General features: G+C 63.1%; 17 protein-coding genes and 1 tRNA gene. 9 read left to right on the top strand and 9 right to left on the bottom strand.

The window, feature by feature from the left end; all coding sequences use genetic code 11:
• Window positions 1-148 precede the first annotated feature (148 nt).
• The 3 genes from BUC08_RS05965 to BUC08_RS05955 all read left to right on the top strand — a co-directional run bounded on the left by BUC08_RS05965 (window position 149) and on the right by BUC08_RS05955 (window position 4,068).
• A complete protein-coding gene (locus tag BUC08_RS05965) occupies window positions 149-649 on the top strand; it encodes a MarR family winged helix-turn-helix transcriptional regulator (RefSeq protein ID WP_037924835.1) in 501 nt (166 codons plus the stop codon).
• Window positions 646-1,911 carry a multidrug effflux MFS transporter gene (locus BUC08_RS05960; protein WP_037924832.1) on the top strand — a complete coding sequence of 422 codons (1,266 nt, stop codon included), beginning with the start codon at window positions 646-648 and terminating at the stop codon, window positions 1,909-1,911. Before BUC08_RS05965 ends, BUC08_RS05960 begins: the two co-directional genes overlap by 4 nt.
• A gap of 135 nt (window positions 1,912-2,046) precedes the next feature.
• Window positions 2,047-4,068 carry a response regulator gene (locus tag BUC08_RS05955; protein WP_051694180.1) on the top strand — a complete coding sequence of 674 codons (2,022 nt, stop codon included), beginning with the start codon at window positions 2,047-2,049 and terminating at the stop codon, window positions 4,066-4,068.
• Between the two features lie 60 nt (window positions 4,069-4,128).
• On the opposite strand, the gene BUC08_RS05950 is transcribed toward BUC08_RS05955, so the two are convergent.
• From BUC08_RS05950 to hpaR, 5 genes are all read right to left on the bottom strand, one after another.
• Window positions 4,129-4,203, bottom strand: a tRNA-Gln gene (locus BUC08_RS05950).
• 71 nt (window positions 4,204-4,274) lie between these two features.
• Window positions 4,275-5,591 carry a mechanosensitive ion channel family protein gene (locus BUC08_RS05945; RefSeq protein WP_037924830.1) on the bottom strand — a complete coding sequence of 439 codons (1,317 nt, stop codon included), beginning with the start codon at window positions 5,589-5,591 and terminating at the stop codon, window positions 4,275-4,277.
• Window positions 5,588-6,580 carry an NADPH:quinone reductase gene (locus BUC08_RS05940; protein WP_037924828.1) on the bottom strand — a complete coding sequence of 331 codons (993 nt, stop codon included), beginning with the start codon at window positions 6,578-6,580 and terminating at the stop codon, window positions 5,588-5,590. Before BUC08_RS05940 ends, BUC08_RS05945 begins: the two co-directional genes overlap by 4 nt.
• A 94-nt stretch (window positions 6,581-6,674) precedes the next feature.
• Window positions 6,675-7,388 carry a type 1 glutamine amidotransferase gene (locus BUC08_RS05935; RefSeq protein WP_051694178.1) on the bottom strand — a complete coding sequence of 238 codons (714 nt, stop codon included), beginning with the start codon at window positions 7,386-7,388 and terminating at the stop codon, window positions 6,675-6,677.
• 141 nt (window positions 7,389-7,529) lie between these two features.
• Window positions 7,530-7,970 carry a homoprotocatechuate degradation operon regulator HpaR gene (hpaR, locus tag BUC08_RS05930; protein WP_037924826.1) on the bottom strand — a complete coding sequence of 147 codons (441 nt, stop codon included), beginning with the start codon at window positions 7,968-7,970 and terminating at the stop codon, window positions 7,530-7,532.
• Between the two features lie 84 nt (window positions 7,971-8,054).
• Here hpaR and BUC08_RS05925 point away from each other — a divergent pair, with 84 nt between their 5' ends.
• The 6 genes from BUC08_RS05925 to hpaH all read left to right on the top strand — a co-directional run bounded on the left by BUC08_RS05925 (window position 8,055) and on the right by hpaH (window position 14,091).
• A complete protein-coding gene (locus BUC08_RS05925) occupies window positions 8,055-8,432 on the top strand; it encodes a 5-carboxymethyl-2-hydroxymuconate Delta-isomerase (RefSeq protein WP_037924824.1) in 378 nt (125 codons plus the stop codon).
• Between the two features lie 11 nt (window positions 8,433-8,443).
• Entirely contained in the window at window positions 8,444-9,955 is a 1,512-nt protein-coding gene (hpaE, locus tag BUC08_RS05920) for a 5-carboxymethyl-2-hydroxymuconate semialdehyde dehydrogenase (RefSeq protein ID WP_037924821.1), read from the top strand.
• A 98-nt stretch (window positions 9,956-10,053) separates the two neighbouring features.
• Complete coding sequence (hpaD, locus tag BUC08_RS05915) at window positions 10,054-11,034, top strand: 3,4-dihydroxyphenylacetate 2,3-dioxygenase (protein ID WP_037924819.1); 981 nt, start codon at window positions 10,054-10,056, stop codon at window positions 11,032-11,034.
• 20 nt (window positions 11,035-11,054) lie between these two features.
• Window positions 11,055-12,449 carry a pyridoxal phosphate-dependent decarboxylase family protein gene (locus BUC08_RS05910; RefSeq protein WP_037924817.1) on the top strand — a complete coding sequence of 465 codons (1,395 nt, stop codon included), beginning with the start codon at window positions 11,055-11,057 and terminating at the stop codon, window positions 12,447-12,449.
• A complete protein-coding gene (locus BUC08_RS05905) occupies window positions 12,449-13,297 on the top strand; it encodes a fumarylacetoacetate hydrolase family protein (RefSeq protein WP_037924814.1) in 849 nt (282 codons plus the stop codon). Before BUC08_RS05910 ends, BUC08_RS05905 begins: the two co-directional genes overlap by 1 nt.
• Entirely contained in the window at window positions 13,294-14,091 is a 798-nt protein-coding gene (hpaH, locus tag BUC08_RS05900; RefSeq protein WP_037924812.1) for a 2-oxo-hept-4-ene-1,7-dioate hydratase, read from the top strand. The genes BUC08_RS05905 and hpaH overlap by 4 nt, the downstream gene beginning before the upstream one ends.
• Before the next feature lie 60 nt (window positions 14,092-14,151).
• Here the strand turns inward: hpaH and BUC08_RS05895 are convergent, their stop codons facing one another.
• From BUC08_RS05895 to xylF, 4 genes are all read right to left on the bottom strand, one after another.
• A complete protein-coding gene (locus BUC08_RS05895) occupies window positions 14,152-15,033 on the bottom strand; it encodes a glucokinase (RefSeq protein WP_037924810.1) in 882 nt (293 codons plus the stop codon).
• A gap of 3 nt (window positions 15,034-15,036) precedes the next feature.
• Window positions 15,037-15,804, bottom strand: a complete 768-nt coding sequence (locus tag BUC08_RS05890; RefSeq protein WP_037924808.1) for an ATP-binding cassette domain-containing protein — start codon at window positions 15,802-15,804, stop codon at window positions 15,037-15,039.
• Window positions 15,801-17,117, bottom strand: coding sequence for a sugar ABC transporter permease (locus BUC08_RS05885; protein WP_037924806.1), 1,317 nt, complete (start codon window positions 17,115-17,117; stop codon window positions 15,801-15,803). Before BUC08_RS05885 ends, BUC08_RS05890 begins: the two co-directional genes overlap by 4 nt.
• A gap of 121 nt (window positions 17,118-17,238) precedes the next feature.
• Window positions 17,239-18,267 carry a D-xylose ABC transporter substrate-binding protein gene (gene xylF, locus BUC08_RS05880; protein ID WP_037924804.1) on the bottom strand — a complete coding sequence of 343 codons (1,029 nt, stop codon included), beginning with the start codon at window positions 18,265-18,267 and terminating at the stop codon, window positions 17,239-17,241.
• Window positions 18,268-18,280 lie beyond the last annotated feature (13 nt).

The raw sequence follows: 18,280 nt of genomic DNA, 5'->3' as shown, positions 1-18,280 counted from the left end.
GCCTTTGCGCAGAGATTGTGCAAGGCGTGCCGCACGCGCGAAACCTGCCGAGCCGGAGGCAAAAAACCAAAGGTCGGCCATTGACCTTGGTCTGCAAGGTAGTAAGTAAGCAAGATAATATGGTAACCATATCTTTTTTGGACCCCGAATGCCTGTGCTCAGCCCACCCTCCCCGACCGAAACGAAGGTCATCGACCCTGACAGTCTCGGCTTTTTGATCGGTGATATGTCACGCCTGATGCGGGGCACATTCGAACGTGAAATCGAAAAGGTCCGCGTGCCTGTCACCACGTCAGAGGCGCGTGTGCTGGTGCACATGGCGCGCAGCGGCGCGACACGGCAGAACGTTCTGGCTGAAAACCTTGGCCTCGCCCCGATGAGCGTGACCGGCTATCTCGACAATCTGGAACGGTCCGGGTTTATCGAACGCGCAGCCGATCCTGCCGACCGGCGCGCCAAGATCGTGACGCTGACCGATGCAGCGCAGGACCTGCTGGAGCGCATCGCCATCGCAGGCCAGCAAGCCCGCGCACAGGCCACGGCCGGTTTGACCGCAGAACAGGTTGCCGCGTTCAAATCCGTTGCCATCACCATTCGCAAAAACCTTGAAACCGAACGCGCCACAGCGCGCACCGAAAGCGCATCATGACCGCCAAGCCCATCATGTCCGAACGCAAAGTCAGCATTATCGGCGCTTTGCTGGTTGCCATCGGTCCGATCTCGATGGCGCTGTACACGCCTGCGATGACCGAGATGGTGCATCACTTCGACTCCGCGGAATCCGTCGTAAAACTCACGCTGACGCTGTATTTCGGCGGCTTTGCCTGTGCGCAACTGATCGCGGGCCCCCTGTCGGACGCTCTGGGACGGCGGCCTGTCACCATCGGGTTCATGCTTTTGTATTGCGCGGCCAGCATCCTGGCGACGCTGTCGCAGTCAGTGGAAACGCTGATCTTTGCGCGCTTTGCCCAAGGGGTCGGCGCATCGGTTGGGGTGGCGATTTCCCGCGCACTGGTGCGCGACTTGTTCACTGGCGAGAAATCGTCGCGGATCATGAACCTGATCGGGATCATCCTTGCCTTGGGACCGGCACTTTCCCCAACCATCGGCGGGCTGATGCTGCCCGTATTTGGCTGGCGGTCGATCTTTGTGCTGATGACCGTTCTGGGGCTGATCGTAATCTGTGTGACGATCTTTTCCATGAAAGAAACCGTCGTGCGCGACACCAGCCGGTTGAATTTCCGGGCGCTGGCCGGGTCCTACCGGATGCTGCTGACCAACCGCCGTTTTCTCAGCGCGTCTTTCGTCATCGGCGGCGCATTGGGCGCGATTTACGCCCAAGCGACATTCCTTCCCTTTATCCTGATGCGCGATGTCGGCCTGTCGCCGTCGCAGTTCGGCCTGTCGATGCTGGCGCAATCTGGCGCGTTTTTCACTGGCTCGCTGCTGGTGCGGCGCCTGATGACCGTTTACGGATCGGAACGGATCGTGCTGCCGGGGCTGCTGTTCATTGCCACGGGCAGCGTTGGCACGGCGACCCTGCTGATCTGGCCGCCCAGCTTCCTGCACGTCATGATCCCCGTGGCGATTTATTCCTTCGGGATCTCATTTGTCATGCCGACCATGTCGACCGCAGCCCTTGCCCCCTTTGGCAAGATGGCAGGTGCCGCCGCGTCCCTGCTGGGGTTCATCCAGATGGGGTCGGGCCTTGTGGTCGGCAGCATCGGCGCGCTGATTGGGGATGCGTTGTTTGCGATGGGACTGTTGATCCCCATGATGGGGGCCACGGCCTGTCTGTGCTACGGCATCTACAAACGGATGCCCCCCTATACGCCCGAACCTGTCGCGCCCGCAGTTGCAGCCGGCGCCGGAAGGCCCTCGGCCTCGGCGATGGCTGCACCTGACCGCTGAGCCAATGACAGCTCTCCCTGCAACATGCTGTCTGTTTTGGATTTCCCGCGAATCGTGTAGGCTGTTTTGACGAACCCTTCACGTAGTGGCCTGAACGTTTCCTGCGTGGAGTCGTCAGCCTTTTGAGACGACGCCATGACAACAGATGTCTCCCTGCCGAACACCTGGCACAGCAAAACGTCCTTTTATCTGGCAGTCTCCGTCGGCATCCTGGCGTTGCTGAACCTGATCCTGGGCTGGGGTCTCGGGCTGGAATTCTTTCTGCGTATCTGGCCCGAATACCCGGCGATGGTGCCCAGCACCGCGATTTCCCTCTTGTTCGGAAGTCTGGGCCTGATCGCCCTGAACAAAGGGTACAGCCCCTGGGTGGCGCGTCTGTGCAGCGTCTTGATCGCGTCGGATGTCATTGCGAACTATCGGCTGGCCGTTTTCCAGGTGGTGCCGGACGGCATGTCGATCGCCACGGCAATCGCATGTCTGCTGATCGCGGTCTGCCTGTGGTCCCGAACGGTCAAGGACTTGTCGACGTTTGCGCGGCTTCTCCCGAAAACGCTGGGGGTGAGCCTCGCGATGGTGCCGCTCATTGGCTACCTCTACAACTCCGAAGCCTTGTTCGCGAACCCCGTCTACACGTTGATGGCGCTGCACACGGCCATTGGTTTCACCGCTCTGTTCGTGGCCTTTCTGGTCAACGATGCGGAAGTTGGCTGGATGCGGGTTCTGGCCGCCCCGGAGCTGGGCAGCCAGATGTTGCGCAAACTGCTTCCGTTTCTGGTTCTGGTGCCGGTCGGGCTGACCGGACTTGCGCTGATTGCATCGAACCTGAATTACGTCTCGGCCGACCTTCGGGCGTCGGTTCTGGCCTATACGATGATCCTGATGCTGGTCACTGCGGCATGTTATTTCGCGAATGTGATCAACAAGACCGAACAGCGCGCAGCGCAGGCCGAAAAGCTGCAACGCGAAAGCGACCGCGCGCGCCAAGTGGCCGAAGTGGCGCTGGAACGCGGCCAGAAGATCGAAGCCCTGGGCAAGCTGGTCGGTGGCGTCGCACATGATTTTAACAACACCCTGTCCGTCGTCCTGGGCAACCTGCAACTGCTTCAGGCCGACCCCGACAAGTCTGCGCACCCTGTCTATCTGACCGAAGCCGTCGAGGCTGTGCAGAACGCTGCGGAGCTGACACGGCAACTGCTGGCCTATGGTCGCAAGTCGCGGCTGGAGCCGGTGCCGGTCAACCTGGACGATCTGGTCCGCAAAACCCTGAACATGTTCCAGCGCCTGTGCCCGGCCAACATCGCCGTCTCGACGCGCCTGTCGGCGAACGAGATGATTGTCGAGCTGGACCCGATCAACTTCCAGCAGGCGCTGCTGAACATCCTGATCAACGCCCGCGATGCCCAGCCGCAGGGTGGCAAAATCGTCATCAGCACGGCTGCAGAGGAGATGGGACGCGAACAGGTCTCAGGCTTTGGCGGGACCGAACAGATATTTTCGGGCACCTTTGTCTGCATCAGCGTTGTCGATTCCGGCCCCGGCATGACGGCGCAGGAATTGTCCCGCGCGACCGAGCCGTTCTTTACCACCAAACCCGTGGGCGAAGGCACCGGGCTGGGCCTGTCGGTCGCCTCGGGGTTCTGCCGCCAGTCGGGCGGCGGGCTGACACTGCTCTCGGAGCCCGGCCATGGGCTGACGGCAAAGATGTTCTTCCCGCTTTCCCCCAGCAGCCCGGATGTCGCCCCCGAGACCATGCAGCAGTCCACCGAGGTCAAGCCATCGGCGCACCGCATCCTGCTGGTTGATGACGACGAAAAGGTCACCCGCGTCATGGCCCGCCAGCTTCAGCTTGACGGCAACGAGGTTGAAGTCGCCCTGAGCGCCGCCGATGCCCTCGAAATCATGAGCACAGGCCCCGCCCCCGATCTGGTGATCACGGATTTGGTGATGCCCGGCGCCATGCAGGGCCATGCCCTGGCCAAAGAGATTCGCGCCCGTTTCCCCGGCACGCATGTGGTGCTGATGTCGGGCTATGATTCCATCCGGCAACGCCAGAGCGACGGTGCGGAGTGGAACGAACCCTTCCTTCAGAAACCGATCAACTGGATCCTGCTGCGCGAAGTGGCGGCATCCGTGCTGTCACAGACACCAAAGGGATAGGGAAACGGCACCGCAGCCAGTGCTGGGGGGCTGTGATCGCTGTTCGCTATCTGAGTGAAGTGGCTGGGATGGTAGGATTCGAACCTACGGTACACTGTACCAAAAACAGTTGCCTTACCACTTGGCTACATCCCAACGTGTCGCGCTAATTAATGCCCACTTGCCGGAGGCGCAAGCCCAAAATCCGGCAAATCGTACGCGAGGCGTTATTCTTCTTCGCCCTCCCGCGTCAACAGGTCCTTGTCCGCGCGTTCTGCGCGTTCCTGGTCGACAATCCTTTCCAAAGCTTCGTTCTGCGTCGACTGCACGTCCTCTGTTTCGACCTCTCGGATGACGACCGGGGGCTTTGCGGGGCTGTCGGACTTGCTCGAGGGCGACACCACGCGGAATGTCGGCTCGGGCATTTCGATTCCCGCAGCCTCAAAGGCAAGCAGCACATGCCGGATCGCTTCACCCCGCGCCAGCGCAAAGCCGGTTTCGTGCTGGTCGATCCATCCGGTCACGCGAATCCCGATCGTGCTGTCGCCAATGGTTTCGATCCAGATGGCAGGGGCCGGTGTGGCCAGCACAAAGGGCAATTTGTTCACAGTCTCCAGCGCCAGCGCCTTGGCCGCGGCAAGGTCGGTCACAGGGGCCACGCCCACGTCAAAACTGAAGCGACGCTCGGTGTTGCGGGTGTAATTGATGATCCGGCTCTTGAAGACTGTCGAGTTGGGGATGCGAATCTGGTTGCCGTCAAAGCTGAGCAGGATCGTGGCGCGGCTGGTCAGGCTGACCACCTTGCCCACGTCACCTTCGATTTCGACCGTATCGTTGGGCCGGAACGGCTGGCGGAACGACAGCATGATCGAGGCGATGAAATTCTCGACCGTGTCGCGGACCGCAAAACCGATGGCCAGACCGACGATCCCCGCAGCGCCCAGGATCGTGCCCAGCAGCGCCGTGGCGTTCAGGATGTCCAGCGCGATCACGATGCCAGCCACGACAAAGAACAACCGCACGATCTGGCGGTAGATGTCAGCGATAAACGCGTTCGGCGCGATCCGGTCCCACGGATATTTCGCCCGCGCCAGCAACACCCCCGCCAGCATCACCAACACAAAGGCCAGCAGCGCCACCCCCAACAGCGGCAACATCGCCACGGCCTGCAGCAGCCGCGTCTTGAACCGCTCGTAGGCCGGGTTCAGCCGTTCGACCACATCCGTCGTTTCCGTCACTTCGTTCTTGATTGCCACGACCCCCTGAACCCGACCGACCAGTTCGTTCAGTTGGTCCGAAGCCGCAGAATCAAGCGTCGTGCCGCGCAGGGTCACGATCCCCGACGTCACTGTCACCGTGACGTTTCCATAGCCATCCAGTTCAGACATGATATCGCGGATGCGCACCGCGATGGCGGCATCCTGTTGGGCGCTGTCCTCGACGGTGATCGCGCCCTGTGGTTGCCCGGCGGTTTCGGCATGAACCGGTGCGCAGAGCGCCATCGCCAGCGTCATGGCGGTGAGCAGGCGGCGCAACAGGCTCATTGCCCCATCTCCACCAGCACCGCGCCGTGACGCCCGCCTTGTTCCACCGCCTCGTGGGCTGCGGCAGTGTCAGACAGGGCAAAGACCTGCGCAACAGGGATGTCCAGCGCACCCTCTGCCAAAGCCGCATGCAGGCGGTTGATGACCTTTTGGCGCTCAGGCAGTGGCAACAGGTAGATCAGGATCGCATCGACCGTGGCCGCCTTGAACATCAGTTCCAGAAAGTTGAAATCGGCCTTGGGCCGGGCCGCCGATCCATAGGCCGCGATCGTGCCGTTCTGGGCGACCACCGCAATGTCCGTGCCGATGTTGACGCCGAATTCCGGCTCGATGATCCGGTCCACCGGCTTGCCATTGTTTGCCGCCAGAATCCTGTCGGCCAGATCCGGCGCGGTAAAGTCGATCACCTCGGCAGCCCCCGCATCCCGGGCATGGTCCGCCCCTGGCCCGCGTGCGGTGGCGATCACATGCGCACCGCCCCAACGCGCCAGCTTCACCGCCAGCAACCCAACCGTGCCCGCCCCGCCCTGCACCAACACGGTCTTGCCGCGCAAGTCGCCGCCGCCAAAGACCGCATGGCAGGCCGTCAGCCCCGGGATGCCCAGGCTGGCGCCGGTCTGCATGTCCACGCCTTCGGGCAGTTCAACCGCCTGATCCGACGGCACCGCGATCTGTTCGGCGCAGGTGCCAAAGGCGCGTTGCCACTGACCGTTCCAGATCCACACCCGTTGCCCGACGCGCGCAGGGTCCACCCCCGCGCCCACGGCGGAAATCGTGCCCGCCCCGTCGCTGTGCGGAATGATGTGCGGGAACGGGGGCTTGGTCACCCCCGGACGGGTGCCACCGCGCGCCTTGACGTCAGAGGGGTTCACACCGGAAAAGGCCAGATCCACCAGAACCTCGCCCGCCGCCGGTGCGGGGGTGGGCATATCGGTCAGGCTCAGGACCTCGGCCGCCGGGCCAAAGCGGTCGTATACAATCGCGCGCATCAATTTGATTCCCTTCAATCTCTGACCCACAGACTACCTTTGCCGCGCTGAATTGCCAGCACCGCGCAGCCTCTGCCGTTAGAGGCAAAGGGCGCTAGGGCGTGCCGCCGAAAAACCGGGTCGCCCATGCGGCAAAGACATCGCCATCGGATGACATGCCCGCCCGCGCCTCAGCCACTTCGACCTCGGTGGCCGAAAGGACATGCTTGGTGGCCTCCAGAATCCCCGCCATGAAACGATCGGTAAACTCGGGATGCCCTTGGGTCGTGATGATGTGATCCCCCTTGGCAAAGCCCGCATTGACGCAGCCGGGCGATTCCGCGATGCGCCGACAGCCCTCGGGCAGCACCGTCACCGTGTCGTGGTGAAAACTGTGCAGGTTCACATCCTCTTGCGCGGGCTGCATCCAGTCGAAATGTTCCAGAAATGTGTGGGTCTCGACCCCGATGTTCCAATCGGACTGCTCCACCGTCCCGCCCAGCGCCACGGCAATTGCCTGATGCCCAAAGCACACGCCCAGAAGCGGCTTGGCCGCCGCATCGGCGCGACGGATGAAATCATAAAGCGGATCGAGAAAGGCCAGTTCGTGCAGGATAGATTCCGGGCTGCCGGTGATCAGATATGCATCCTGTTCGTCGACATCCTGCGGCACCTCGCCGCCGACCGTCATGTAGACGCGGTAATCGAACCGCTGTTCCTGGGCGTCAAAGAGGTCACGAAAGCGGTGCGCGTCATCGGGAAAGGCATCGCCCACTTCGATGCTGCGGTCGTGATTGACCTGAAGAATACCCAGTTTCAGCCGTTTCATGATGCCCCCTTTCGGATCTTCTCAGCCAGATGTAGGCGTCAGGCCCGCGCGGGCAATTCGAGGTGTTCCCTTTTGCGGCCCATGAACATGCCACGCGGCGCAGCCAGTCCCCCGCTTCACCCGGCGGTCGGGCTTGTCGGCCTACTGCACCCCGTCACGGTCCGCCAGATCGCCCAACAGATCCAGCAACACCTCGTACCGGTCCGCTCCAAGGTGCGCGCGCCAGCCTTCGGCGATTTCGGCCGCACGCGTCGCGTTGGCCGCAATCAGCGCGACGCCCGCCTGCGTGATCGCAACCTCTTGCCTGCGGCGGTCGTGCTCCCCCTGCACCTGTGTCACCAACCCCTTGGCCACCATCCCCTTGATGATACGTGTCAGCGACGGCTGTAACAGGGCCGCGCGCTGCGCCAGCGTGCTGGCATCCAGCGCCCCGGCCTCCTCCAGCACCCGCAGCACACGCCACTGTTGTTCCGTCACGCCAGACGCACCCAGCATTTCGCGGATCGGTCCCATCACCGCCTCGCGGGCGTGCATCAAGGCGATGGGCAATGAACGGCTGGTACTGACAAGCTTGGGGGCCATGAAATCGAATCCTTGACGTGGCGACGCTCATTTACTTAACATGACAATAATTGCGATGTTAAGTAAATCTTGCGAAAGCGTGAAATGCCACACCTGACAATCGACTATTCGCCCAATCTGGAGGCAGCGGTGGACATGTCCGCGCTGTGCGACCACATCCGCCGCGCGGCCATCGGCACAGGCGTGTTTCCGATGGCAGGCATCCGCGTGCGTGCCTTTGCCGCCACGCACGTCAGCATCGCAGACGGTGATGCCAAACACGGCTACATCGACATCTCCGTACGCCTGCGCAAAGGGCGCACAACAGTCGCCAAACAGGCCGCGACGCAGGCAGTGTTTCAGGCGGCTTCCGACTTTCTTGCGCCGGTCATGGCCCAACGCTCCATCGCCCTGTCGATGGAAATGCGCGACATCGACCCGGAGCTTTCCCCAAAATCCGGCACAATCCGCGATCACCTGTAAAGGATCACACCATGTCAGACCTCGACACAAATCTGGCCAGCCTACGCGGCCACCTGATCCGCTTTGCCGACACCGGCATCCTGAACCAGATCAACGGCCGGCCTGTGCCCGCCCAATCCGGCGACTGGTTCGACACCCACAGCCCCGTGGACGAAACCCATATCGCACGTGTGGCGCGCAGTGGCCCCGCCGACATCGACGCCGCCGCCCGCGCCGCTGCCGACGCCTTTCCTGCGTGGCGCGATATGGACGGCACCGCGCGCAAGAAGATCCTGCACGCCATCGCCGACGGCATCGTCGCACGGGCCGAGGAAATCGCGCTGTGCGAATGCTGGGACACCGGACAGGCCCTGCGCTTCATGTCCAAGGCCGCCCTGCGCGGCGCGGAAAACTTCCGCTTTTTTGCCGACCGCGCACCGGCTGCGCGAGATGGGCAAATGCTGCCCTCACCCACGCTGATGAACGTCACCACCCGCACGCCGCTGGGGCCGGTGGGGATCATCACGCCGTGGAACACGCCCTTCATGCTGTCCACGTGGAAAATAGCACCTGCTTTGGCCGCTGGCTGCACAATCGTCCACAAGCCCGCCGAATTTTCCCCAGTGACCGCCCGCATCCTGATGGAGATCGCCGAAGACGCGGGCCTGCCGCCGGGCGTCTGGAACCTGGTCAACGGCTTGGGCGAAGAGGCGGGCAAGGCCCTGACCGAACACCCGGCGATCAAGGCCATCGCCTTTGTCGGCGAAAGCAAGACCGGATCGATGATCATGAAACAGGGGGCCGACACCCTGAAACGCGTGCACTTCGAGCTGGGCGGCAAGAACCCCGTCATCGTCTTTGACGACGCCGATCTGGACCGCGCGCTGGATGCGGCGATCTTCATGATCTATTCGCTGAACGGCGAACGCTGCACATCCTCGTCGCGCCTGCTGGTGCAGGACAGCATCGCCGCCCAGTTCGAGGAAAAGCTGGCCGCGCGCGTGCGCAACATCAAGGTCGGCCACCCTCTGGACCCCAGGACCGAGGTCGGCCCGCTGATCCACAAGGTGCACTTTGACAAGGTCACGTCCTACTTCGACATCGCCCGCCAGAACGGTGCCACCATCGCCGCAGGTGGCACAGCGCCCGAAGGAGCGGGCCACTACGTCAACCCGACGCTGTTCACCCATGCCACCAACGACATGACCGTGGCCCAAGAGGAAATCTTTGGCCCCGTGCTGACCTCGATCCGGTTCAAGGACGAAGCCGAGGCCATAAAGCTTGCCAATGACACCCAATACGGGCTGACCGCCTATGTCTGGACCAATGACATCACCCGCGCCATGCGCACCACCGCCGCCATCGAGGCGGGGATGATCTGGGTAAACTCGGAAAACGTCCGCCACCTGCCCACCCCCTTCGGCGGGGTCAAGGCATCGGGCATCGGGCGCGACGGCGGCGACTGGTCGTTCGACTTCTACATGGAAACCAAACACGTGGGCTTTGCCACCGGCCACCACGCCATCCCGCGCCTTGGCGCCTGACCTTTCTCTGGTGCGATAAATCGCAGGAGTTCGAGGGACGCATCCCTCACCACGCAATACAACGCGCCACCCGGCGCACCGCATTACAGGAGCATGCCATGCCCGTCCCCGCACCGGTTCTTTACCCGCCGTTCAACATCCTGCGGCTCAGCCATGTGGAATACACCGTCACCGATCTGGCCCGCAGCCGCGCGTTCTGGGTCGACACGCTGGGCCTGCAAATCACCTACGAGGAAGACGGCCTGCTGATGCTGCGCGCCATGGAGGAACGCGGCCACCACTGCATCATCCTGCGCGAGGCCAACAGCGCCCAAGTGCACCGGCTGGGGTTCAAGTTGTTCGACGAACAGGATCTGGACAAGGCCGAGGCGTGGTTCAAGGACCAGGACCTGCCAACCGCATGGATCGAACGCCCCTTCATGGGCCGCGTGCTGCAAACCCAGGACCCCTGGGGCGTGCCGCTGGAGTTCTATGCCAAGATGGACCGCCTGCCCAACATCGCGCAGAAATATGCGCTGTATCGCGGGGTGAAACCGCTGCGCATCGACCATTTCAACCTGTTTTCGTCCGACGTGGACGGGGCGGTGGCCTTCTACAACCAGATGGGCTTTCGCGTCACCGAATACACCGAGGACGCCGAGACGCAAAAGGTCTGGGCCGCGTGGATGCACCGCAAGGGCGGCGTGCACGATGTGGCCTTTACCAACGGCAGCGGCCCGCGCCTGCACCACACGGCGTTCTGGGTGCCGACCCCGCTGAACATCATCGACCTGTTGGACCTGATGTCCACCACCGGCTGGCGCGACAACATCGAACGCGGCCCCGGCCGGCATGGCATTTCCAACGCCTTTTTCCTCTATATCCTTGACCCCGACGGCCACCGGATCGAAATCTATTGCTCGGACTACCAGACCATCGACCCCGATCACGAGCCGATCCACTGGGACCTCAAGGACCCCTCGCGCCAGACCCTGTGGGGCGCGCCCGCACCGCGCAGCTGGTTTGAAAAGGGATCGACCTTTGACGGTACAGCCATCGCCGAGCCTGCGCTGAAAGCGCAGCCGATCATCGCGCCTTAACGCAGACAGGACAAACAGACATGAACTGGGACGATTTCGCCAGCCACGCCAAGGATGTCGCCGACTGGGGCGCGGAGTATCACAAGACCATACGCGACCGTCCGGTGCGCGCGCAGACCGCCCCCGGCGAAGTGTCGGCGCAACTGCCCGACAGCCCGCCCGAGGACGGCACCGACATGGCCAACATCATGGCCGACTTTGAAAAGGTTGTGATGCCGGGGATCACCCATTGGCAGCACCCGCGTTTCTTTGCCTATTTCAACTCGAACGCCGCCCCCGCGTCGGTGCTGGCCGAGTTCGTGGCCTCGATCATCGCGCCGCAATGTATGCTGTGGCAAACCTCGCCTGCCGCGACCGAGATGGAAACCAAGATGCTGGACTGGCTGCGGCAGGGTCTGGGCCTGCCCGCCGGCTATCAGGGTGTTATTCAGGACAGCGCCAGCAGCGCCACGCTGGCCGCCGTGCTGACCATGCGCGAACGGGCGCTGAACTGGCAGGGCAACGTGCAGGGTCTGTCGGGACAGCCCGTCTTGCGCATTTACTGTTCGGATCAGGTGCACACGTCAATAGACCGCGCCATCTGGGTGGCGGGCATCGGTCAGGACAATCTGGTCAAGATCCGCAGCACCGGCGACCTGCGCGGGCTGGACCCCATCGCCTTGCAAGACGCGATCACCCGGGACCGCGCCGCAGGCTTCGTCCCCGCAGGCATCATCGCCGCCACCGGTGCCACCGGCATGGGTGCGTGCGATGACTTGGAAGCCGTCGCAAACATCGCCAGGTCCGAGAACCTGTTCACCCATCTGGACGCCGCATGGGCGGGCACCGCGATGATCTGCCCCGAGTTCCGCACGCTGTGGCAGGGGGCCGAACACTTTGACAGCATCGTGTTCAATCCGCACAAATGGCTGGGGGCACAGTTCGACTGCGCCGCCCACTTCCTGCGCGACCCCGATGTGCTGCGCCAGACACTGGCCATCCGGCCCGAATATCTGAAAACCCACGCCCAGGGCGACATCATCGACTATTCCGAATGGTCGATCCCGCTGGGCCGCCGGTTCCGCGCGCTGAAACTGTGGTTCCTGATGCGCAGCTACGGCATGGAAGGGCTGCGTGGCCGCATCCGCAACCATGTAAAGTGGTCACAGGCCCTGTGTGAACGGCTGCGCGCCCTGCCCGAATTCGAGATTGTGACCGACCCGATCCTGTCCCTGTGGACGTTCAAAGTCGCCGGTGCCAGCAATGACGAGACACAGGCGCTGGTCGAGGCGATCAACTCGGACGGGCGCATTTACCTGACGCAAACCCTTGTGGACGGGGTCAAGGTCATCCGCTTCACCGCGGGTCAGTTCGACTGCGAGGAACGCGACTTTGACACCGCCTTTGACACCATCACCCAGATAGCGAGACGCTGATGAATTTTGCCACCTACACCGCCCAAGGCCAGCAGTTTTACGGCGTGGACACCGGCACGGGGATGGTCGCGCTTAGCCCCTATTTTCCCGACTGGCCCACGCTGCGCGACGTGATCGCGGCAGATGCGCTGCATCAGCTTGCGCTCAAAGCGCAGGACCTGTCCGTCAGCCACACCGATTTCAGCTATGACATTCCGGTACCCAACCCCGAAAAGATCATCTGCGTCGGCGTGAACTTTCCCGACCGCAACGCCGAATACAAGGACGGGCAGGACGCGCCGCCCAACATGTCGCTGTTCCCGCGTTTCGCGCGCAGTTTCACCGGCCACAACGGCACAGTGATCCGCCCGCCGGAAAGCCCGCAACTGGATTACGAGGGCGAGATTGCCATCGTCATCGGCAAGGGTGGCCGTCGCATCGCGGAAGCGGACGCATATGCCCACGTCGCCGGACTGACGCTGTGCAACGAGGGTACGCTGCGCGACTGGGTGCGCCATGCCAAGTTCAACGTGACCCAAGGCAAGAACTGGGACAACTCGGGCGCGATGGGCCCGCATCTGGTGCCCTTCACGTCGGCGGCGCAACTGGATGACGTGGAACTGCGCAGTCATGTGAACGGCGAATTGCGCCAACAGGACCGCACCAGCCGGATGCTGTTCCCGATCCGCCGCCAGATCGCCTATATCTCGACCTTCACGACGCTGGTGCCCGGCGACATCATCGTGACCGGCACACCCACCGGGGCCGGTGCGCGGTTCGATCCGCCGCGGTTCCTTGTGCCCGGCGACACCGTCACCGTGGCCGCCGAAGGCATTGGCACCCTGTCCTGCACGGTGGGCGACGAATGACCCCAGCACAGCACCAATCCGCCGCCTCCGCTTTGCTACAGGCCGAGGCCACCGGCCAGCAGACCGGACTGCTTTCGATTGCCTATCCCGACATCACCATGGACGACGCCTATGCGATCCAGAAACAGGTGGTCGCGGGCAAGCTGGCGCAGGGCGAGGACGTCATCGGCTGGAAGATCGGCCTGACCAGCCGCGCCATGCAACAGGCGCTGAACATCGACATTCCCGACAGCGGCGTGCTGACCTCGTCGATGCGGTTCGACACCGGCGATACGGTGCCTGCGGGGCGGTTCATCCAGCCGCGCGTCGAGGCCGAGATTGCCTTTGTGATGAAATCGCCCCTTGGCGGAGCGGAGGTAACCCGCGCCGATGTGCTGTCGGCAACCGACTATGTGGCACCGTCGCTTGAGATACTCGACACCCGCATCCTGCGCGCCGATCCGGCCACAGGGGCCGCGCGCAAGGTGTTTGACACCATCGCCGACAACGCCGCCAACGCAGGGATCGTGCTGGGCGCTGAACGTCACGCGCCGGACAGTGATCTGCGCTGGGTGGGGGCGATTGTCACGGTGAATGGCACCGTCGAGGAAACCGGGCTGGGTGCCGGCGTGCTGAACGATCCGGTGGGAAGCGTGGTCTGGCTGGCGCGGCGCATGGCCCAGTACGGGCAGACCATCGAGGCGGGTCAGGTGATCCTGTCGGGCAGCTTTATCCGCCCCATCGAGTGCCCGCCGGGCACGCGGATCGAGGCGGATTTCGGCGGCTTTGGACGGGTTGATCTACAGTTCGGCTAGGCCGGTGCAACGCGGCGCGACGGCAATCCGGTACATATTCACCGGTCTTTTGTACAAGTTCTAAACCTGGTCCAGACAGGCCGCGCACCCAGCAAGGGCGGCCGCGTCATCCGTCACGATCCACATCGGGATATCGGACAAGGTGCCCTCGAACATATCCTGCACCCGCGCCGCCGCCAGAACCTTGCCCGTCTCGGGCAATCCCACAACCGCCCGCGCCAGCCCGCCGTTGAAATAGATCCCACCCAGCGGCATGAACTGGAAGGTCATGTCGCGACACAGCGCCGCCAAAGCCGCGACATAGACAGCCATCGTCTCAGCGGCCTGCGTCACGATCTGCTGGCTGGGCATCTCTGCCCCGCCAAGTGCGCGGTGCAGTGCGCGCAGCCCCGCACCTGCAAACAACTGCTCGACCGTCTCGAACGCCGCCGCCTTGTCGCCCAGATGCGCCTGCAACACGCGGTAGACGCCGATGGGCAATCCGGTGTGCCCTTCTTCGGCCAGCATCACGCCGCTGCCGTGGGCCACGCTGACGTTGAACCCCGTGCCTAGGCCGACGACCAGCGCCTGCCCGCCGGGGGCGGCACGGCCTGCAACTACCGGCACGACAGCATCAGAAGACAGATAGGGCAATGCGTGCCCCACTGCCGCCAGATCGTTGATGATCCGCACCGAGGCACCGCCCAACGCGGCCCCCAACTGTGCCGCATCAAAGGACCAGTCGCGGTTGGTCAGACGCACATGGCCCGGCATCACCGGACCCGCAATCGCCACGCACAGCCGGTCCACCGCAGCGCCCTGCCGGAAATCATCCAGCACATCGGCAAAGGTCGGATAGTCGTCATTGCGAAACCACTTGACCGAACCGTCCACCAGCACACCACCCTGCGAATATGCCATACGCGTGTTGGTGCCGCCCACATCTGCCACGACCGATTGCATGTGTTATGCCGCCTTGCCGGGCTGCTTGCCCAGGATGATCATGCTCAGCAGGTCGTCGTCCGTCACATCCGCCACATTGACCGTGCCCACCAGCTTGCCGTTCTTCATCACCGACGCGCGGTCGCACAGTTCCATCACGTCATGAATGTCGTGGCTGATCAGGAAGATCCCGATGCCTTCGGCCTTCAGCTGCGTGATCAACTCGCTGACCATCTGCGTCTCGTGCGGGCCAAGCGCCGCCGTGGGTTCGTCCATGATCAGGATCTGCGCGTTGAAATAGACCGCGCGCGCAATGGCGACCGACTGGCGTTGACCGCCTGACAGGGCGCTGACCGGGTCCTTGAACTTTTGAAAGTTCGGGTTCAGCCGCGCCATGATCTTGCGCGCTTCGCTTTCCATCGCGTCGTCATCGACCAGCCCCAGCGGCGAGGTCAGCTCGCGCCCCAGGAACAGGTTGCTGGCGGCGTCCAGATTGTCGGCCAGTGCCAGCGTCTGATAGATCGTCTCGATGTTATAGCGCCGTGCGTCACGCGGGCTGCGGATCTCGGCCCGTTCGCCGTTCACGTAGATCTCGCCGCTGTCCATCTTGTAGGCACCGGACAGGATCTTGATCAGCGTCGATTTGCCGGCACCGTTGTGGCCCAGCAGGCCCACGACTTCGCCGGGGTACAGGTCGACCGACACATGATCGACCGCGTGCACCCCGCCAAAGCTGATGCAAATGTCGCGCATGTCGATCAGCGGCGTGCCCGTGTTGGTTTTACTGCTCATTTCGAAGACCTCCGGTAGAGATTGTCCAGATAGACCGCAAGGACCAGAACGCCGCCCACGACGACCTGTTGCACCGCCGCGTCAAAGCCGATCAGCACCATGCCCGTTTGCAACGACTGCATCACGAACGCGCCCAGCACCGCGCCGTAAATGGTGCCGACCCCACCGCTGAGCGACGTGCCCCCGATCACAGCGGCGGCGATCACGTAGAGTTCGTCCAGCGTACCCAGTGCGTTGGTGGCCGACCCCAGCCGGGCCGAGGCCACCACGGCGGACAGGCCGGTGAGAAACCCCATCAGCGCAAAGATCTTGACCGTCATCCAGCGGGTGTTGATGCCTGCCAGTGCCGCCGCCTCGGGGTTGCCGCCGATGGCATAGACATAGCGGCCAAAGCGGGTGCGGTTCATCACCACGGTCATCACCACAATCACCGCCAGCAGGATCAGCACCGGGATGGCAAAGCCGTGGCTGATGAACAGACCACCTTCGGGGATTTCGATGTCATTCGCGGCCGCATAGCGCCGCACGATGCCCGTGGGCCACGGATAGGCATTGACCAGCAGCACCGCGCCGACCACGGCACCCACGCTGATTATGCCGATGAACCATTCGGCCCAGATCGGGCGCAGTCGGAAATCAAACCGCCTGCGCCGCGCGCGCCCCATGATGATCAACGCCACCACCGCAATCGAGGCGATGATCCCCACGATCCAGCTGCCAGTGGCCCCGACCGCGCCATTCGGCCCGCCCCCCAGCAGCTTGAAAGTGCTGTCGAGCGGCGAAATCGTTTCGCCCCGCGTGATCAGGAACGCAGCACCGCGCCAGACCAGCAGGCCGCCAAGCGTGACGATAAAGGCGGGAATCGACAGGTAGGCGATCAGCCAGCCATGGATCGCCCCCACCAGCGTGCCCGCAATCATCCCGACGATGCAGGCGATGATCCAGATGCTCCAGTGTTCCAGTCCCACCAGCTTTGGCAGGAACCACACCTGGGTGATGCCCATGATGACGGCGCAAAACCCCAGCACCGACCCGACGCTCAGGTCGATGTGCCGGGTGATGATCACCAACACCATGCCGCAGGCCATGATCCCGATGGATGCCGTCTGAACCGACAGGTTCCACAGGTTGCGTGGCGTCAGGAACGCGCCAAATCCGTTGCTGAGTGCGCCATAGACGTGAAAGCCCACCCAGATCAGCGCCAGCGCACCCAGCATGCCCAGCAGGCGCGTGTCCAGTTCCGTGTCGCGCATGAACCGCTGGACCAGTCCCGGCCGGTTGCGTGTTGCGCTGTGTTCGTTTGTGTCGGTCATGTCCGCACCCGTCAGGTAAGCCGATCCCGTATGCGCAGGTTGCGCAGCGGATCAGGCTGAAAATGTTATGAAATCAGATGACAGGGCACCGACGGCGCATGTACGCCGGTGCCCTTCCGGCTTAGTTGCAGCCTTTGACGCCGTCCATCGCACCCGCGCAGACTTTGTCTTTTTCGATATGACCTGCGTCGATCACGTCCGAGATGTTGTCCTTGGTGATCGGTGTCGGCGCCAGAAAGATCGCGGTCATTTCCACGCCCTTCTCGCCACCGGACCACATTTCGGCACCGTCAACATCGGCCATCGCCGTACCGTCGGCCAGGGCCAGCGCAATCTCGGCGGCTTTCTTGCCCAGCTGACGCGAGTCCTTCCAGACCGACACGGTTTGGGTGCCACGTGCCACGCGGTTCAGCGCGGCGTGGTCGCCGTCCTGTCCGCCCACCGGAACGTTCAGGCCCTGTGCCTGCAATGCCGCAATCGCGCCACCGGCCATGCCGTCATTCTCGGCCAGAACCGCGTCGACGTTGTTGTCGTTGGCGGTCAGGATCTGCTCCATGTTGCGCTGTGCGTTGTCAGGCTTCCAGCCATCGGTGAAGGCCTCGCCGACGATCTTGATCTTGCCTGCGTCCACGTCCGCGCCGATGACTTCCATCATCCCTTCGAGCAGGAACAGCGCGTTGGGGTCACCCTTGTCGCCCTTGATGATGGCAAAGTTGCCCTCGGGCTGCACGGCGGTGACGCTTTCGGCGATGATGCGGCCCACGCCCTTGTTGTCAAAGGTCAGGTAAAAGGCGCGCGGGTCTTCGATCAGCCGGTCATAGCCGACGACCGGGATGCCTTCGTTGTCGGCCTGGTCGATGGCGGGGCCGATGGCGTCCTTGTCAACCGACAGGATGATCAGCGCGGTCGCGCCCTGTGCGATCAGCGCCTCGATGTCGGTCAACTGCTTGGCCGCCGAGGCCTGGGCGTCTGCCGAAATATACTTGGCGCCCGCGGCTTCGATGGCTTCCTTCATCGCGGCTTCGTCGGTTTTCCAGCGCTCTTCCTGAAAGTTCGACCAGCTCACGCCGACCGTCACATCCTGCGCCCATGCGGCGACTGCCGTCACGGTCATTGTCGCCGCCAAGGCAACCGTTTTGATAAATTTCATTGTGTCCTCCCAA

The sequence above is a fragment of the Pseudosulfitobacter pseudonitzschiae genome (assembly GCF_900129395.1).
GTDB classification, from domain to species: domain Bacteria; phylum Pseudomonadota; class Alphaproteobacteria; order Rhodobacterales; family Rhodobacteraceae; genus Pseudosulfitobacter; species Pseudosulfitobacter pseudonitzschiae.
Note: the sequence above shows the minus strand (reverse complement) of the source record. Positions and strands in the feature narration are given on the sequence as shown.